Source organism: Brevibacillus sp. LEMMJ03 (assembly GCF_007197875.1).
Lineage (GTDB): Bacteria > Bacillota > Bacilli > Brevibacillales > Brevibacillaceae > Brevibacillus > Brevibacillus thermoruber.
This window is the reverse complement of the sequence record NZ_VKJN01000003.1, coordinates 23,417-36,726: the sequence shown is the minus strand read 5'-3', so window position 1 is coordinate 36,726 and position 13,310 is coordinate 23,417. Positions and strand designations below refer to the sequence as shown.

The 13,310-nt window shown below is 61.7% G+C and carries 14 protein-coding genes; 2 read left to right on the top strand and 12 right to left on the bottom strand.

Features of this window, described 5'->3' with window-relative positions; translation table 11 throughout:
* Positions 1-17: 17 nt before the first annotated feature.
* Positions 18-278 carry a metal-sensitive transcriptional regulator gene (locus FOI68_RS04885; protein WP_029098462.1) on the bottom strand — a complete coding sequence of 87 codons (261 nt, stop codon included), beginning with the start codon at positions 276-278 and terminating at the stop codon, positions 18-20.
* 97 nt (positions 279-375) lie between these two features.
* Positions 376-2,163 carry a sigma-54-dependent Fis family transcriptional regulator gene (locus FOI68_RS04880; protein ID WP_143862503.1) on the bottom strand — a complete coding sequence of 596 codons (1,788 nt, stop codon included), beginning with the start codon at positions 2,161-2,163 and terminating at the stop codon, positions 376-378.
* Between the two features lie 222 nt (positions 2,164-2,385).
* Here FOI68_RS04880 and adh point away from each other — a divergent pair, with 222 nt between their 5' ends.
* Both adh and FOI68_RS04870 read left to right on the top strand, forming a co-directional pair.
* Positions 2,386-3,906, top strand: a complete 1,521-nt coding sequence (gene adh / locus FOI68_RS04875) for an aldehyde dehydrogenase (protein WP_143862502.1) — start codon at positions 2,386-2,388, stop codon at positions 3,904-3,906.
* Between the two features lie 7 nt (positions 3,907-3,913).
* Positions 3,914-4,288: a DUF779 domain-containing protein gene (locus FOI68_RS04870; protein WP_029098460.1), complete on the top strand. Its 375-nt coding sequence runs from the start codon at positions 3,914-3,916 to the stop codon at positions 4,286-4,288.
* 112 nt (positions 4,289-4,400) lie between these two features.
* Here FOI68_RS04870 and FOI68_RS04865 read toward each other — a convergent pair whose 3' ends face one another.
* The 10 genes from FOI68_RS04865 to ehuB all read right to left on the bottom strand — a co-directional run bounded on the left by FOI68_RS04865 (position 4,401) and on the right by ehuB (position 13,297).
* Positions 4,401-5,603, bottom strand: a complete 1,203-nt coding sequence (locus FOI68_RS04865) for a branched-chain amino acid ABC transporter substrate-binding protein (RefSeq protein ID WP_044897432.1) — start codon at positions 5,601-5,603, stop codon at positions 4,401-4,403.
* Between the two features lie 263 nt (positions 5,604-5,866).
* Positions 5,867-6,352, bottom strand: coding sequence for a glutathione peroxidase (locus FOI68_RS04860; protein ID WP_065067153.1), 486 nt, complete (start codon positions 6,350-6,352; stop codon positions 5,867-5,869).
* A gap of 755 nt (positions 6,353-7,107) precedes the next feature.
* Positions 7,108-7,998, bottom strand: a complete 891-nt coding sequence (thpD, locus tag FOI68_RS04855; protein ID WP_143862501.1) for an ectoine hydroxylase — start codon at positions 7,996-7,998, stop codon at positions 7,108-7,110.
* Positions 7,999-8,041: 43 nt separating this feature from the next.
* Positions 8,042-8,425, bottom strand: coding sequence for an ectoine synthase (locus tag FOI68_RS04850; protein ID WP_143862500.1), 384 nt, complete (start codon positions 8,423-8,425; stop codon positions 8,042-8,044).
* Between the two features lie 16 nt (positions 8,426-8,441).
* Positions 8,442-9,716 (bottom strand): diaminobutyrate--2-oxoglutarate transaminase, encoded by a 1,275-nt coding sequence (gene ectB, locus FOI68_RS04845; RefSeq protein ID WP_143862499.1) that lies wholly within the window; start codon positions 9,714-9,716, stop codon positions 8,442-8,444.
* A 10-nt stretch (positions 9,717-9,726) separates the two neighbouring features.
* Entirely contained in the window at positions 9,727-10,236 is a 510-nt protein-coding gene (ectA, locus tag FOI68_RS04840; RefSeq protein WP_255433368.1) for a diaminobutyrate acetyltransferase, read from the bottom strand.
* Positions 10,233-11,045 carry an ectoine/hydroxyectoine ABC transporter ATP-binding protein EhuA gene (gene ehuA, locus FOI68_RS04835; RefSeq protein WP_143862498.1) on the bottom strand — a complete coding sequence of 271 codons (813 nt, stop codon included), beginning with the start codon at positions 11,043-11,045 and terminating at the stop codon, positions 10,233-10,235. Before ehuA ends, ectA begins: the two co-directional genes overlap by 4 nt.
* Positions 11,046-11,060: 15 nt before the next feature.
* Positions 11,061-11,711, bottom strand: coding sequence for an ectoine/hydroxyectoine ABC transporter permease subunit EhuD (gene ehuD, locus FOI68_RS04830; RefSeq protein WP_029098453.1), 651 nt, complete (start codon positions 11,709-11,711; stop codon positions 11,061-11,063).
* 3 nt (positions 11,712-11,714) lie between these two features.
* The gene (ehuC, locus tag FOI68_RS04825) at positions 11,715-12,362 is read right to left on the bottom strand and encodes an ectoine/hydroxyectoine ABC transporter permease subunit EhuC (protein ID WP_143862497.1); all 648 of its coding nucleotides are present in this window, start codon (positions 12,360-12,362) and stop codon (positions 11,715-11,717) included.
* Between the two features lie 35 nt (positions 12,363-12,397).
* The gene (gene ehuB / locus FOI68_RS04820) at positions 12,398-13,297 is read right to left on the bottom strand and encodes an ectoine/hydroxyectoine ABC transporter substrate-binding protein EhuB (protein ID WP_143862496.1); all 900 of its coding nucleotides are present in this window, start codon (positions 13,295-13,297) and stop codon (positions 12,398-12,400) included.
* Between the last annotated feature and the right edge of the window lie 13 nt (positions 13,298-13,310).

Sequence of the window (13,310 nt, the reverse complement as noted above, 5' to 3'; positions counted from 1 at the left end):
GTCTGCCGTCAAGGGGCTTACCTGCTCTTCACCAGCAGCCGGACGGCCTCCTCCACGATCTGGTCCGTTTCCCTGCCCTCGGCCAGCTCGTGTTTGATGCATTCCGCCAGATTTTCCGCGACGATGACGGCGATCGCCTTGTCCACGGCGGAGCGGATGGCGGTGAGCTGCCCCACCACTTCCTTGCAGTCCTTGTCCGCTTCGATCATGCCGAGGACGCCCCTGACCTGACCCTCGACGCGCTTCAAGCGGTTTTTCACGTGATCTCCGTACTTCATGGCCATGCCTCCTCTTCCTCTGCCGATCGGCGGACGGACGGATCACCCCGTTCACGTACCCCGATGGGTATATAGTAGACAGGAAGGAAGGGGGCTGTCAAATCCGCGAGCGCCCTTTGTCCGCTTCCGTGCCCAGCCGGATGCCGTAGCCTTTGATCTTCCGGTACAGCGTGTTGCGGCCGATGTGCAGCAGCCGGGCCGCTTGGGAGATGTTGCCGCGGGTCGCCAACAGTGCCTCCTCGATCGCTTTCCGCTCGTGCCGCCGCAGCGAAGACGGCGTGTCCTCCCTCTCGCCGGGATCGTCAAGCATCACGTGCTCCGGCCTGATGACGGCGCCCTCCGCCAGAAACGACGCCTGCTGCAGCACGGCCAACAGTTCCCGGATATTGCCGGGCCAGGTATGCCTGCACAGCTTGTCCAGCGCTTCCGGGGAGAGCTCCGCCGGAGTGTCCGCATGCTTGCGCAGAAGGTGGCCGGCCAGTTGTCGGAGATCGCTGCGCTCTCGCAGGGCGGGCAGATGCAGGGTAATGCCCTTTAGCCGGTAGTACAGATCGGCCCGAAAACGGCCGGCCTGCACCTCAGCCGGCAGGTTCCGGTGCGTGGCGGCGATGACGCGGACGTCCACCTGTTTGGCGACGGCACTGCCCACGGGCGTGACCGTTTTTTCCTGCAGCACCCGGAGCAGCGCCGCCTGTGCGCGGAGGGACATGTCCCCGATCTCGTCGAGAAAGATCGTTCCCCCGTTGGCCGCAAGAAACTTGCCCGGACTCCCTTCTTTCTGCGCCCCGGTAAACGCCCCTTTCTCGTATCCGAACAGTTCGCTCTCGATCAGGGTGTCAGGGATGGCGCTGCAGTTGACCGCCACAAACGGCCCCCGTCCGCTGGCCGCGTGGATCGCCTGGGCGAACAGCTCCTTGCCGGTCCCGCTCTCTCCGGTGATCAGGACGGCCAGCGGGCTCCCCGCCGCCTTTCGGGCAAGTTCCTTGGCCCGGAGGATGGCCGGACACTCCCCGTAGATGTCGGCAAAGGTATACAGGCCCTGCTCCTGCCGGACGGTCTTTTCCCTGGCCGGGCTTGTCCCGATCGCGACGGAGCGGTAGACCCGCTGTGTCTCGTCCTTGATCGGAATCACCTGGAAGTGGGGCTTGGGCGAAAAGATTTGGCCAAGGCAATCTTCTCCCAGGAGGCGGAGAGCCGCCCGGTTGGCTCCGGTCACGCGCCGGTCGGCGTCCAGCGTGAGCAGCGGCAGCGGATGGCGGTCAGAGACCGCCTCCAGATGCCGCAGCGTGATCAACTGCTCCTTTTCCATCTCCTCGATCATGAAGCGGTTTTGCAGCAGTTCGGCGGCAAGCGGCGCAAAGGTCGCAAACACCGGTTGAAACCGGTCGTGCAGACCGCTGATATTGATGACGCCGAGAAAGTCCCCGCCCCTGCCGTACAAGGGGGCCGAAGCGCAGGTGAGAAAGCGGTTTTCCACAAAATAATGCTCGCTTCCCCGGACGAGCGCCGGCCTCTTCTCCTCGATGGCCACCCCGATGGCGTTCGTTCCTTTTCTCGATTCGTGCCAGTTGGCGCCCACCTGAAGCTGCACTTGGGCGGCGCGGCTGGCAAAATCGGCATCGCCGCTGGCATACAGGATCGTCCCTTCCCGGTCGGTCAAAAAGACGACGCAGCCGAACTGCCGGATGACCGGATACAGCCTGGAAAAGACCGTTTCGGCATGGTTGACCAGGGAGCGGTGCCGGTCGATCAATTCCTTGATCAGCGTGCCGGTAATGATTTGGTCATCCGCTTTGTCATCCGGTTTGAGACCGCGTTCATGAGAGCGCTTCCACGAAAGGGCAACATCAGGCGGACAGTCTGACAGAGAAACCTGAAAGGACATGAAGAGGCCTCCTTTCCGATCGTTTCGTACCTCTATCGTACCACAACCGTCCGAATCTTATAAATGTTCCGTTTTGGAGCACCGCTGTTCCATCCCGGCACAGGCGGATGAAGCATGGTTCCGCATTTCGCCCGAAAACGACGCCGGTTATGGGGTTGGCATCTTCCTTGCACATGGAAAGAGGCAGCAGCCATTAAAAAAATCAATAAGGAGGCGTTTTCCATGATCTATGCGCAACCCGGACAGGACGGCGCGAAGGTGACGTTCAAGAAACGCTACGGAAACTACATTGGCGGCCAATGGGTCCCGCCTGTAAAAGGGGAGTACTTTGACAACGTTTCCCCCGTCAACGGCCAGGTCTTTTGCGAAGTGCCCCGCTCCACCGCCGAGGACATCGAACTGGCGCTGGATGCCGCCCATGCCGCCAAGGAGGCGTGGGGCCGGACGTCAGCAGCGGAGCGCGCCCGCGTGCTCAACCGGATCGCCGACCGGATGGAGGCCAACCTGGAGATGCTGGCGGTGGCGGAGACCTGGGACAACGGCAAGCCCATCCGCGAAACCCTGGCCGCCGACATACCGCTGGCGATCGACCATTTCCGCTACTTCGCCGGCTGCATCCGCGCACAGGAGGGAACGCTGTCGGAGATCGACTCCCATACCGTCGCCTACCATTTCCACGAACCGCTCGGCGTCGTCGGCCAGATCATTCCGTGGAACTTCCCGCTGCTGATGGCCGCCTGGAAGCTGGCGCCGGCGCTGGCCGCGGGCAACTGCGTCGTGCTGAAGCCCGCCGAACAGACGCCCGCTTCCATCCTGGTCCTCCTGGAACTGATCGGCGATCTCCTGCCCCCGGGCGTGCTGAACGTCGTCAACGGCTTCGGGCTGGAAGCCGGGAAGCCGCTCGCCTCCAACAGCCGGATCGCCAAGATCGCCTTTACCGGGGAGACGACGACAGGCCGCCTGATCATGCAGTACGCGTCCCAGAACATCATCCCCGTCACGCTGGAGCTGGGCGGCAAGTCACCCAACATCTTCTTCCCCGACGTCTTTGCCAGGGACGACGCGTTTTTGAACAAGGCGATCGAAGGGTTCGTGCTGTTTGCGCTCAACCAGGGGGAAGTGTGCACGTGCCCGTCCCGCGCCCTGATCCACGAATCGATCTACGAGCCGTTCATGGAAAAAGCGCTGGCCCGCGTCAAGGCGATCAAGCAGGGAAATCCGCTGGACACGGAGACGATGATCGGCGCGCAGGCCTCTACCGAACAGGTGGAGAAAATCCTCTCCTACATCGAAATCGGCAAGCAGGAAGGCGCGGAACTCCTGATCGGCGGAGAGCGGCAGGCGCTCGGCGGCGGCCTGGAAAACGGCTACTACATCCAGCCGACCGTCTTCAAGGGGAACAACAAGATGCGCATTTTCCAGGAGGAAATCTTCGGCCCGGTGGTGGCCGTGACCACGTTTTCCAGCGAAGAAGAGGCGCTGTCCATCGCCAATGACACGCTGTACGGGCTCGGCGCCGGCGTCTGGTCGCGGGACATCAACACGGCTTTTCGCATGGGCCGGGGCATTCAGGCCGGGCGCGTCTGGACCAACTGCTACCACACCTACCCCGCCCACGCCGCGTTCGGCGGGTACAAGCTGTCCGGCATCGGCCGGGAAACGCACAAGATGATGCTGGATCACTACCAGCAGACGAAAAACCTGCTCGTCAGCTACAGTCCCGACGCGCTGGGCTTCTTTTGAAAAGGCAATGGCCGACGTGCAGAAGGTGCTGGCTACCGACGCCGCGCTGGCGCTGATCGAACGGCTCAAAGCCAAGTACGGCCCGCTGATGTTTCACCAATCGGGCGGCTGCTGCGACGGCAGTTCGCCGATGTGCTATCCGGCGGGGGAATTTCTGATTGGAGACAGCGACGTCCTGTTGGGCGAAATCGGCGGATGTCCGTTCTACATGAGCCGGGCCCAGTACGAATACTGGAAGCACACACGGCTCGTCATCGACGTCGTGGAAGGGCGCGGCGGCATGTTTTCGCTGGAAGGGCCGGAAGGGGTGCGCTTTCTCACCCGCTCCAGCCTGTTTACCCCCGAGGAGTATCAGCAGCTTCAAGACGAATGGAACCGCTGAGCACGCAGCCCGGATCACCGCGATCCGGGCTGTTCGCCTTCCTCCGGGAGCAGGGAGCCGCCCCGGGCAGGAAAAAAGCCGATGTTCCGCTGAACATCGGCCGCTCTCCTTGTTACTCGATCTTGCCCAGGAAGGTCGTCTTGTCTTTCTCGTACTTGTAAATGAACACGTCGGCGTATTGGTTGTCCCCTTTGGCGTCAAACGAGACTTTGACGAACTGCCCTTGAAAATCCTTCGTCTTGTGGACCGCCTCCAGCACCTGCTCGCGGGTCGGCTTTTGCCCGCCGTTGGCCTTGATCGCCTGCTTGATGCCGTTGAGGATCACGTTCATGGAGTCAAAGGCGTAGACGGAGTAGGTTTCCGGCTTTTTCCCCATCGTCTTTTCGTACTCCTCCGCCCATTTCCGTCCCTCTTCCGTCTGCTTCACGTCCCCTGCCAGCGAGGTGAACACCACGCCCTCTGCAGCCTCGGGTCCGGCGATCTTGATCAGGTCGGGGGAGTCGATGCCGTCGCCGCCCATGAATACCCCCTTGAAGCCTTTTTCCCGCGCCTGCTTGACGAGAATCCCGGCCTCCGGGTAGATGCCGCCGAAATAGATCAGGTCAGGGTTTTTCGCCACCACCTGGTTGATCACGAAGTTGTAGTCCTTCTCCCCCTGATTGACGCCTTCATAGCCCAACACCTGCACGCCGTCCTTTTCGAACTGGGCTTTCACCTGGTCGACGAGCCCCTGCCCGTACGCCGTTTTGTCGTGAAGCAGGAAGACGGATTTGACCCCGAGCGTTTCCTTGGCGTACTTGGCTCCTTTGGGCCCCTGCGCGTCGTCGCGGGCACAGATCCGGTGCACGGTCTTTTTGCCTTCCTCCGTCAACTGCACGCCGCTGTTGGCCGGCGAGACCATCACCAGGCTGCCTGTCTCGTACTTCACGGAGGCGGGAATGGCCACGCCGGTGTTGAAATGGCCGACCACGCCGAGGACATCGGGGTTGGAGACCAGCATCTCCGCGTTGGTCACGCCGATTTTCGGATCGGCCTGGTCGTCCTGCGGAAACAACTGCAGGTCAAATCCCATCTGTTTGAACTCGTCCTGCTGCAATCGCAAGGCGTACTCCGCCCCTGTCTTGATCGAGTCGCCGATCGCCGACTGGGAGCCGGACAGGGGGCTTTGGGTCGCAATCAAAATCTTGGCGGTGGCCGACGAACCGCTCCCCGCGCTGGCGGCCTCCCCGGCTTGTCCGGCTTGTCCTGTTTGTCCGGACGATGAGCCTTGCGAGTTACAGCCGGCGATGGAAACGGCAGCGAGAAGCAGCGGCATGAGGATGGACGCGCGTTTTTTGAGTCTCACGATTCTTGCCCCCTTGTTTTATATGTCGAATAATTCTATGAATTTAAATATATGAGAAAATATAAGGTTCATGTTCTGACAACATGTCCAATCATTTGTGCGAAAAATCTGACAAAACATCTCTTGAAATGAAAAAAACGGCGTTGGGTAGACGCCGAAGGTTCATGTTTATCTACGTGACGAGCACACGTGTCAGAGTCGCCGCACATGGCGGTTCTACCCGAGCAGCCCGATCACGCCTCCTCTTGGAGCAGCCGCTTGATATCCGCCGCGATGCGTTCCGGCCTGGTCACGGGAGCGTAGCGCCTGACCACACTGCCGTTTCGGTCGATCAAAAACTTGGTGAAGTTCCATTTGATTCCGTCCGTCAACAATCCCGGAGCCTGCTTCGTCAGGTAGACGAACAGCGGATGGGCGTTCGGCCCCTTGACGTCCACTTTCGCAAACAGCGGAAACGTCACCCCGTAGTTCACCTGGCAAAAGTCCCGGATCTCTTCGTCCGAGCCGGGCTCCTGATTGTGAAACTGATTGCAGGGAAACGCCAGCACTTCAAACCCCGATGCGTGAAACTCATCGTACAGCTTCTGCAGCCCCTGGTACTGCGGGGTAAACCCGCACCGGCTGGCCGTGTTGACGATCAACAGCACCTTTCCCCTGTAATCGGCCAGCGGCTTCAGCTCGCCGCGGTTTGTTTTGGCCGAAAAATCGTAAACGCTCATGACGCCCACTCCCCATCGGTATCTGTTTTGCAAGGAGACTGCCTGCCGCTTCATGCACCGCTGCCTGGTTATAGACCACCAAACAGGTACAAAAGAACATGTGACTGTCTGAGGATAAACACGACAATGCCGATGCCAACAGTCGCAGCCATTGTTTTTTATTTGCAGGCATAAGGAGAAACAGGATGATGGCAGACAGCATGTCAAATCCAAACGGGACGGAACCCCTGTAAAAAACGGATAGCCCTCTGCCGCCAACAACCCGATGGGCATTGCGGCACAAAACGCTGCAATCCATCCGTTTCCTCTGCCAAACCACGCCAGATAGGCTGCGATTGGCGACGCTGCCGCTATTATACCCCAACGGATAAAGACATGGGTGGGGAAAAAGCCAAATACCCACGCCGAATAGACGTAATAACTCAGCAGCATGCCGGCGAAGAATGCAAACACCTTGACGGCTCCCATTCCTGGATGACTGCTCCATGCAGCAATCATTGCAGCCAACAGAACCCATATCCCCAATCGGGAGGTGATGTCACTGACAATCCCCCACAGGTTCCCGACGAACCCGTTGGACGGCAAATGCTTTGGTCCCGGTACGGAACAGATGAACGCAATCCTGTCCGTCTCCCCCGTGATCCGCAGTCACGTTGTCAACACAATGAAGGCTGTCTCCCCCTGCAGGAGAAGGAGACAGCCCGGTTCGCGTTTCACAGACAGGAAAAGCGGCTTCCGGCACAAGCGCCGCCGCTTCAGCCGCGGGTGGCGATGTAGTCCGGGCGCGGCTTTTGTCCGGAGTACGGGGACGTCAATCGGTTTTCCATGCTGTTGTAGACGAAAAACACGTTGCTTCGCGGCAGCGGGGTGATGTTGCTGTTGGACCCGTGCATGATGTTGCAGTCGAAGAAAACGACCGTCCCGGCGGGGCCAACCGCCGCTTCGATGCCGTGCCGTTCCGTCAGCAGGCGCAGGCTTTCCTGATCCGGCACGCCGTATTCCTGCCGGCGCAGCGACTGTTCGTAATGGGCTTCGGGCGTTCGCCCCACGCAGGAGACAAACGTCTTGTGCGAGCCGGGGATCAACAGCAGCGGACCGTTGCAGTGATGGTTGTCTTCCAGCGTGATCGAGCAGCTGAGCGCCCTCATGCGCGGCATGCCGTCTTCCATGTGCCAGGTTTCAAAGTCGGAGTGCCAGTAAAACTCTTTGCCGGTAAAGCCTTTTTTGTAGTTGATGCGGGATTGGTGGATGTACACGTCGCTGCCCAGGATCTGCCGGGCGATGCCGACGATCCGGGGATCGCGCGACAGCCGCCGGAACGCGTCGTGATCGCGGTGGACGGCAAAGATGGAGCGGATGTCCCGGCTGTCCGGTTCGCGGATCACCTCGTTTCTGTCCGCGTCCCGGCTTTGTTCCCACAGCCGCTTCAGTTCGCTGCGCAGTGTCTGCACGTCGCTCGCGGAAAAAAAGCCCGGCAGGCACAAATAGCCGTTTCGCTCATACCGGGCCAGGGCCTCGGCGTCCAGCGGCCCTGCGCCGGCAGCGACGTCTCCGTAGACGACGGGGTCTTTTCGCTCCAGCATGGCCGGTCGGTCGCTGACACGGGACGGGTACACATCCTCGGCGGCAAGGTGCGGATGGGTCATGCGATCCTCTCCTCTCGTTCCGATACTTTCCGGGCTGCTGCGTCTACGCGTTCGCCAGGGGGTAGGTTCCTTCTTCGTCGTGCACTTCCCGGCCGGTCAGCGGCGGGTTGAAGACGCAGACCATGCGCATCGCGGTTTTGGCCCGCAGGTAGTGCTTTTCGTGACCGTTCAAGGCGTACATCATGCCCGGCTGGATCGGGTAGGTTTCCCCTCCGACCACCTCGATTTCTCCCTCGCCTTCGATGCAGTACACCGCCTCCAGATGGTTCTTGTACCAGATCAGCGTCTCCGTCCCCGCCTTGATGATCGTGTCGTGCAGGGAAAACCCCATGTTGTCCCTTTTCAAGAGAAACCGCCTGCTGTTCCACGTGGGGGTGTCAATGTCGTCGGCCGTGCCGACAATCTCTTCCAGGTGTTTGACGATCATGAAACGCTCTCTCCTTTCACCGGCAGTCTTTTACGCTTTCCTCCAGAATCGACAGCCCTTGTTCCAGTTCCTTCTCCCCGATGGTCAGCGGCGGCATCACTTTCACCACTTCGCTGTTGGGTCCGGACGTCTCCATGATCAGGCCCCGGGCAAAGGCGCGCGCGCAGATCCTCTCCGCCAGTCCGTCCGCTTTGACGGCGATCCCCTGCATCAGACCTTTGCCCCGCACCTCGCCCTGGAGAAACGGGTACGCGCCGACGAGATGCTCCAGAAAGGCGCGGACCGCGGCCGCTTTGGCTTCCACCGCGCGGCGCAGGCCATCGTCCTCCCAGTACCGCAGCGCTTCGGCGGCCGCCACAAATCCCAGGTTGTTGCCGCGGAAGGTGCCGTTGTGTTCGCCCGGCCCCCAGATGTCCAGTTCCGGCTTGAACAGGGTCAGGGCGAGCGGCAGCCCGTATCCGCCGATCGACTTGGACAAGCAGACGATGTCCGGGCGGATGCCGGCCGTCTCGAAGCTGAAGAACGGTCCGGTACGTCCGCATCCCGCCTGCACGTCGTCCACGATCAAGAGAATGTTGTGCGTGCGGCAGAGCGCTTCGATCCGGCGCAGCCAGGACTCGCTCGCCGCGTGCAGTCCGCCCTCTCCTTGAACGGTTTCGAGAATCATCGCCGCAGGGAGGGAAACGCCGCTGCCCTCGTCTTCGAGCAGCCGTTCGAGATAACGCGCCGTGTCGGTGTCCGGCCCCATGTATCCGTCGTACGGCATGGAAACGGCATGGGGCAGGGGCGTCCCGGCGCCGTTCCGTTTCCGCCGGTTGCCGGTGACGGACAGCGATCCGATCGTCATCCCGTGAAAGCCGTTGGTAAAGCTCCACACACTCGTCCGGCCGGTCACCTTGCGCGCCAGTTTCAAGGCGCTTTCCACCGCGTTGGTGCCGGTCGGACCGGGAAACATCACCTTGTAATCGAGCCCCCTCGGCGCCAGGATGACGTCGCGGAAACGGGTCAGCAATGTTTCCTTCGCGTCCGTCGCCATATCCAGGCTGTGCGTGATCCCGTCCTGCCGGAGATACTCGATCAGCTTTTCCTTGATTCCGGGAGGATTGTGTCCATAGTTGAGCGCCCCCGCTCCCGCGAAAAAGTCGAGGTACGCCTTTCCCTGCCGGTCCCAGAGCGTATGGCCGCTCGCTTTGGTGAAGACGGCAGGGAAATGGCGGCAGTAACTGCGCACTTCCGATTCCAGTTGGTCAAAGACGGTCAAGGGTGTTCGCGACTTGGCAGCAGCTTTCATGCACAACCTCCTATCGTTTGGTTGGGATGGGCCCGATGCAAAACGTCCACTCCGGTTCGTGTACGCCCCCCGGAAACAGGCGGGCAGGGAAGCACTCCCGCACCTCGCAGCCCGTCTTCAGCTCCTCGGCCGCCTTGCGGAAAAGGGCGGCGGACGCCGCGTTTGACGGCGAGACGGTCGCTTCCAGATACCGCGTGTTCCGGCATGCGTCGCGCTTCAGCAGTTCCCGGATCATCCGGCTGCCGATCCCCTGTCCCCGCTGCGACTGGCTGACCGCGATCTGCCAGACAAACACGGTGTCGGGCCTGGCGGGGGGACGGAACGCCGTGACGAATCCGACCGCCTCCCCTTCCGCTTCCGCAATCACGCACGTGTCGGCGAAGAACTTGCCGCACATCAGATAGGCGTAGGCGGAGTTCAGCTCCAGCACGCCGGAGTCGCGCGCCAGCTTCCACATGGCGGCGCCGTCCGCTTCGCTCGGCTTTCGCATGGCGATGCGCCGGCCGGTTGTCGATTTCACCTCATCACCTCCTTTCCCGATCCGGCCCGAAAGCGGCTCAAAAAGGCCTGCAGCCGGGGGCTTTGCGGATCGTGGAAGATTTGTTCGGGAGACCCTTCCTCGACGATCGTGCCCCCGTCCGTGAAGATGACGCGGTCGGCCACGTCGCGGGCGAAGTCCATCTCATGCGTGATCAGCATCATCGCCATCTCCCCTTCCCGCGCAATCTCCTTGATCACCGCGAGCACTTCCCCGACCAGTTCGGGGTCGAGGGCGGACGTCACTTCGTCGAACAGCATCACGCTGGGCCGCATCACCAGCGCCCGGGCGATCGCCACCCGCTGCTTCTGCCCACCGGACAGGTGGGAGGGATACGCCTCCAGCTTGTCGCCCAGTCCCACTTTTTCCAGCATCGTCACCGCCCGCTCCACCGCTTCCTCCCGGGACAGCCCGAGGACGTGGATGGGGGCCTCCGTCACGTTGCGCAGGATGTTCATGTGCGGAAACAGGTTGAAGTGCTGAAACACCATCCCGATGTTTCCGCGCATCTTGTGCAGATGCCGCTCATCCGCCCGCACGAGCCGGCCGTTCACCCGCTTGTGCCACAAGAGTTCGCCGTTCACCTCGATCGTCCCGGAAGTGGGTTCTTCCAGCGTCATCAGCAGGCGGGCCAGCGTCGTCTTGCCGGAACCGCTCGGACCGATCACGGCCACCTTTTCTGCGGGCGCGATGTCCAGGTCAATCTCGTGCAGAATCGTCAGGTCGCCAAACGTCTTGCTTACGCTGCGGTACCGGACGATGGGATCGGCGGTCTGCCGGGTGTTGTTCATGCCACTCCCCTCCTTTTACCGCTGTGTCAGTTTGCTCTCCAGCCTGCGAATCAGCAGGGAGGAGGCGTAGCTGAGCAGGAAAAACAGCATCCCTGCCAGCGTAAAGGCCTCCAGGTAGCGAAACGAGGCCGAACCGATCATCTTGGCGGTCATCAGCATTTCCACCAGAGTGATGGCCGACAGCACCGGCGTTTCCTTGAACATGACGATCAGGTAGTTGCCCAGCACCGGTATGATCGGGCGGATCGCCTGGGGAAGGATGATGCGCGTCCACGTCTGTCGTCTGGAAAAGTTCAGCGCCGTCGCCGCCTCCCACTGTCCCCGGGGAACGGACTCAATTCCCGAACGGTACACTTCAGCCAGGTAGGCGCTGTAGTGAATGCCCAATCCCAGGACGCCTGCCGCAAACGGCGGCAGGGAAATGCCTGCCGAGGGGAGACCGTAGAAGAGCACGTACAGTTGGACCAGGAGCGGCGTGCTGCGAACGAACTCGATGACGCCCGCCGCGGCGAGAGACACGCCCCTCGGCTTCGCCCGCCGCGCGAACGCCAGCAGCAGTCCGCCGACAAGCGCGAGGGCAAAGCCGGCCAGGGTAGCGGCAATGGTCGTCTGTACGGCTCTCAACAGCTCAGGCGCAATCTGCCACGCAAACGGCCAGCTCCACACGGCTTACACCCTCCCCGCCGTCAGACGCCGCTCCAGCCCGCGCATGCCCAGCGTCAGCGGGTACGCCAGGGCAAAGTAGACGACCAGAACGAGCGCGAATATTTCGAAGGTTCGGGACGCGTCAAACGTGCGCAGCACCATCCCCTGAAAGGTGAGATCGGCCAGTGTGATCAGCGAGATCAGGGAGGTTCCCTTCAACAGCTCGATCAGCAGATTGCCGAAGGACGGAATCATCATGACAAACGCCTGCGGCAGGATCACCCGCCGCATCCGCTGCCACGGCGTCATGTTCAGGGCGATGGCCGCTTCCGTCTGCCCTCTGGGGACGGCCAGGACGGCGCTTCTCACCACTTCCGAGCCGTAGGCGCCGTGGTTGAGTCCCAAGGCGATCACCCCCGCCGCCAGCGGAGGCAGCTCCACTCCCAACAGCGGCAGCGCGTAATACAGCCAGAACAACTGAACCAAGAGCGAGGTGCCGCGAAACACCTCCACGTAGACGGCGGTCAGCGCACGAACGCTTTTCCGCCTGGAGAGGCGCCCGAATCCGGCCAGAAACGATGCCGCGAAAGCGACGAGCGCGGACAGGACGGTCACTTCCACGGTCAGGGCGGCTCCTTTTGCAAGCGAGGGAAGCAGGTCAAACAGGGACACGTTCCATCACATCCTTTCGTTTGAACGAAATCGGCTCAGGGCCGCGACAGCTCCGCCGCCGTTTCCTCCCCTGGCAGCTCCTGCTCCGTGAAGCCAAACGGCTCCAGGATGTGCAGCAGCTCGCCCGACTCCATCAGCTTTTGCAGCTCGCGGTTGTACGCGTCGACGAAATCCTGGTCCTCTTTGCGGAAGGCGGCCGCGCCGTACCCGCGGACGCTTTTGCCGTCGATGACCGGATGCACGAAATCCATGACCCTCTCCAGTTCGGGGTCCTTGGCGCTGTCCAGCACGGCCTGCAGAGAGGGACCCGTCATCGTGATCGCGTCCGCCCGCCCCGCCTGCAGTGCCGCAACGGCGGACGGCTGATCGGGCACCACCACCATCTGCGAAGGCTTCACGCCCGACTTCTGCAGGTACTCCATCTCAATCGCTCCGCTCATCACGGCCACCCTCGCTTGCGGTTGGGCCGCGATGTCCGGGTAGCTGCGCAAGTTGAGCGGGTTCCCCTTCTTGACCGCCAGCGCCTCCCCGATGCCGTACTCCGGGTTGGCGAAGGCCACTTCCTGCGCCCGCTGCGGCGTGATGTACATGCCCGCGGTGATGACGTCAAAACGCTTTGCCTTCAGACCGGGAATCAGCGACCCGAACTCGGTAAGCACCCCGTTGATCTCAGGGATGCCCAGCCGCTTCAGGATCACCCGCGCCACTTCCACCGCTTCCCCGGTCAGTTTGCCGTCAGGCGTGGCGTAGGCGTACGGCTTCTCGTTGGCGAACCCGACCGTGACAAAACCTTGACGCTTCGCCTTTTCCAGCGTGGTTTCCGCCGCTTCCCCCGCGCGGGGCGAGGCGGCCTGCTGCTGGGCGCATCCCGCCGCCAGCAGTGCGGCAGACAACAGCGCCGTCCAAGCGGCTGCCCACGTTCTTCTCCTGTTCATTCGCACCTCTCCT

What these genes read in the sequence shown, in the direction of transcription:
- FOI68_RS04880 (WP_143862503.1), bottom strand. Translation starts at nt 2,163, where the DNA reads ATGTCCTTTCAGGTTTCTCTGTCAGACTGTCCGCCTGATGTTGCCCTT.
- thpD (WP_143862501.1), bottom strand. Translation starts at nt 7,998, where the DNA reads ATGACCCATCCGCACCTTGCCGCCGAGGATGTGTACCCGTCCCGTGTC.
- FOI68_RS04885 (WP_029098462.1), bottom strand. Translation starts at nt 278, where the DNA reads ATGAAGTACGGAGATCACGTGAAAAACCGCTTGAAGCGCGTCGAGGGT.
- ehuB (WP_143862496.1), bottom strand. Translation starts at nt 13,297, where the DNA reads ATGAACAGGAGAAGAACGTGGGCAGCCGCTTGGACGGCGCTGTTGTCT.
- FOI68_RS04850 (WP_143862500.1), bottom strand. Translation starts at nt 8,425, where the DNA reads ATGATCGTCAAACACCTGGAAGAGATTGTCGGCACGGCCGACGACATT.
- adh (WP_143862502.1), top strand. Translation starts at nt 2,386, where the DNA reads ATGATCTATGCGCAACCCGGACAGGACGGCGCGAAGGTGACGTTCAAG.
- ehuA (WP_143862498.1), bottom strand. Translation starts at nt 11,045, where the DNA reads ATGAACAACACCCGGCAGACCGCCGATCCCATCGTCCGGTACCGCAGC.
- ectB (WP_143862499.1), bottom strand. Translation starts at nt 9,716, where the DNA reads ATGAAAGCTGCTGCCAAGTCGCGAACACCCTTGACCGTCTTTGACCAA.
- FOI68_RS04860 (WP_065067153.1), bottom strand. Translation starts at nt 6,352, where the DNA reads ATGAGCGTTTACGATTTTTCGGCCAAAACAAACCGCGGCGAGCTGAAG.
- FOI68_RS04865 (WP_044897432.1), bottom strand. Translation starts at nt 5,603, where the DNA reads ATGCCGCTGCTTCTCGCTGCCGTTTCCATCGCCGGCTGTAACTCGCAA.
- FOI68_RS04870 (WP_029098460.1), top strand. Translation starts at nt 3,914, where the DNA reads ATGGCCGACGTGCAGAAGGTGCTGGCTACCGACGCCGCGCTGGCGCTG.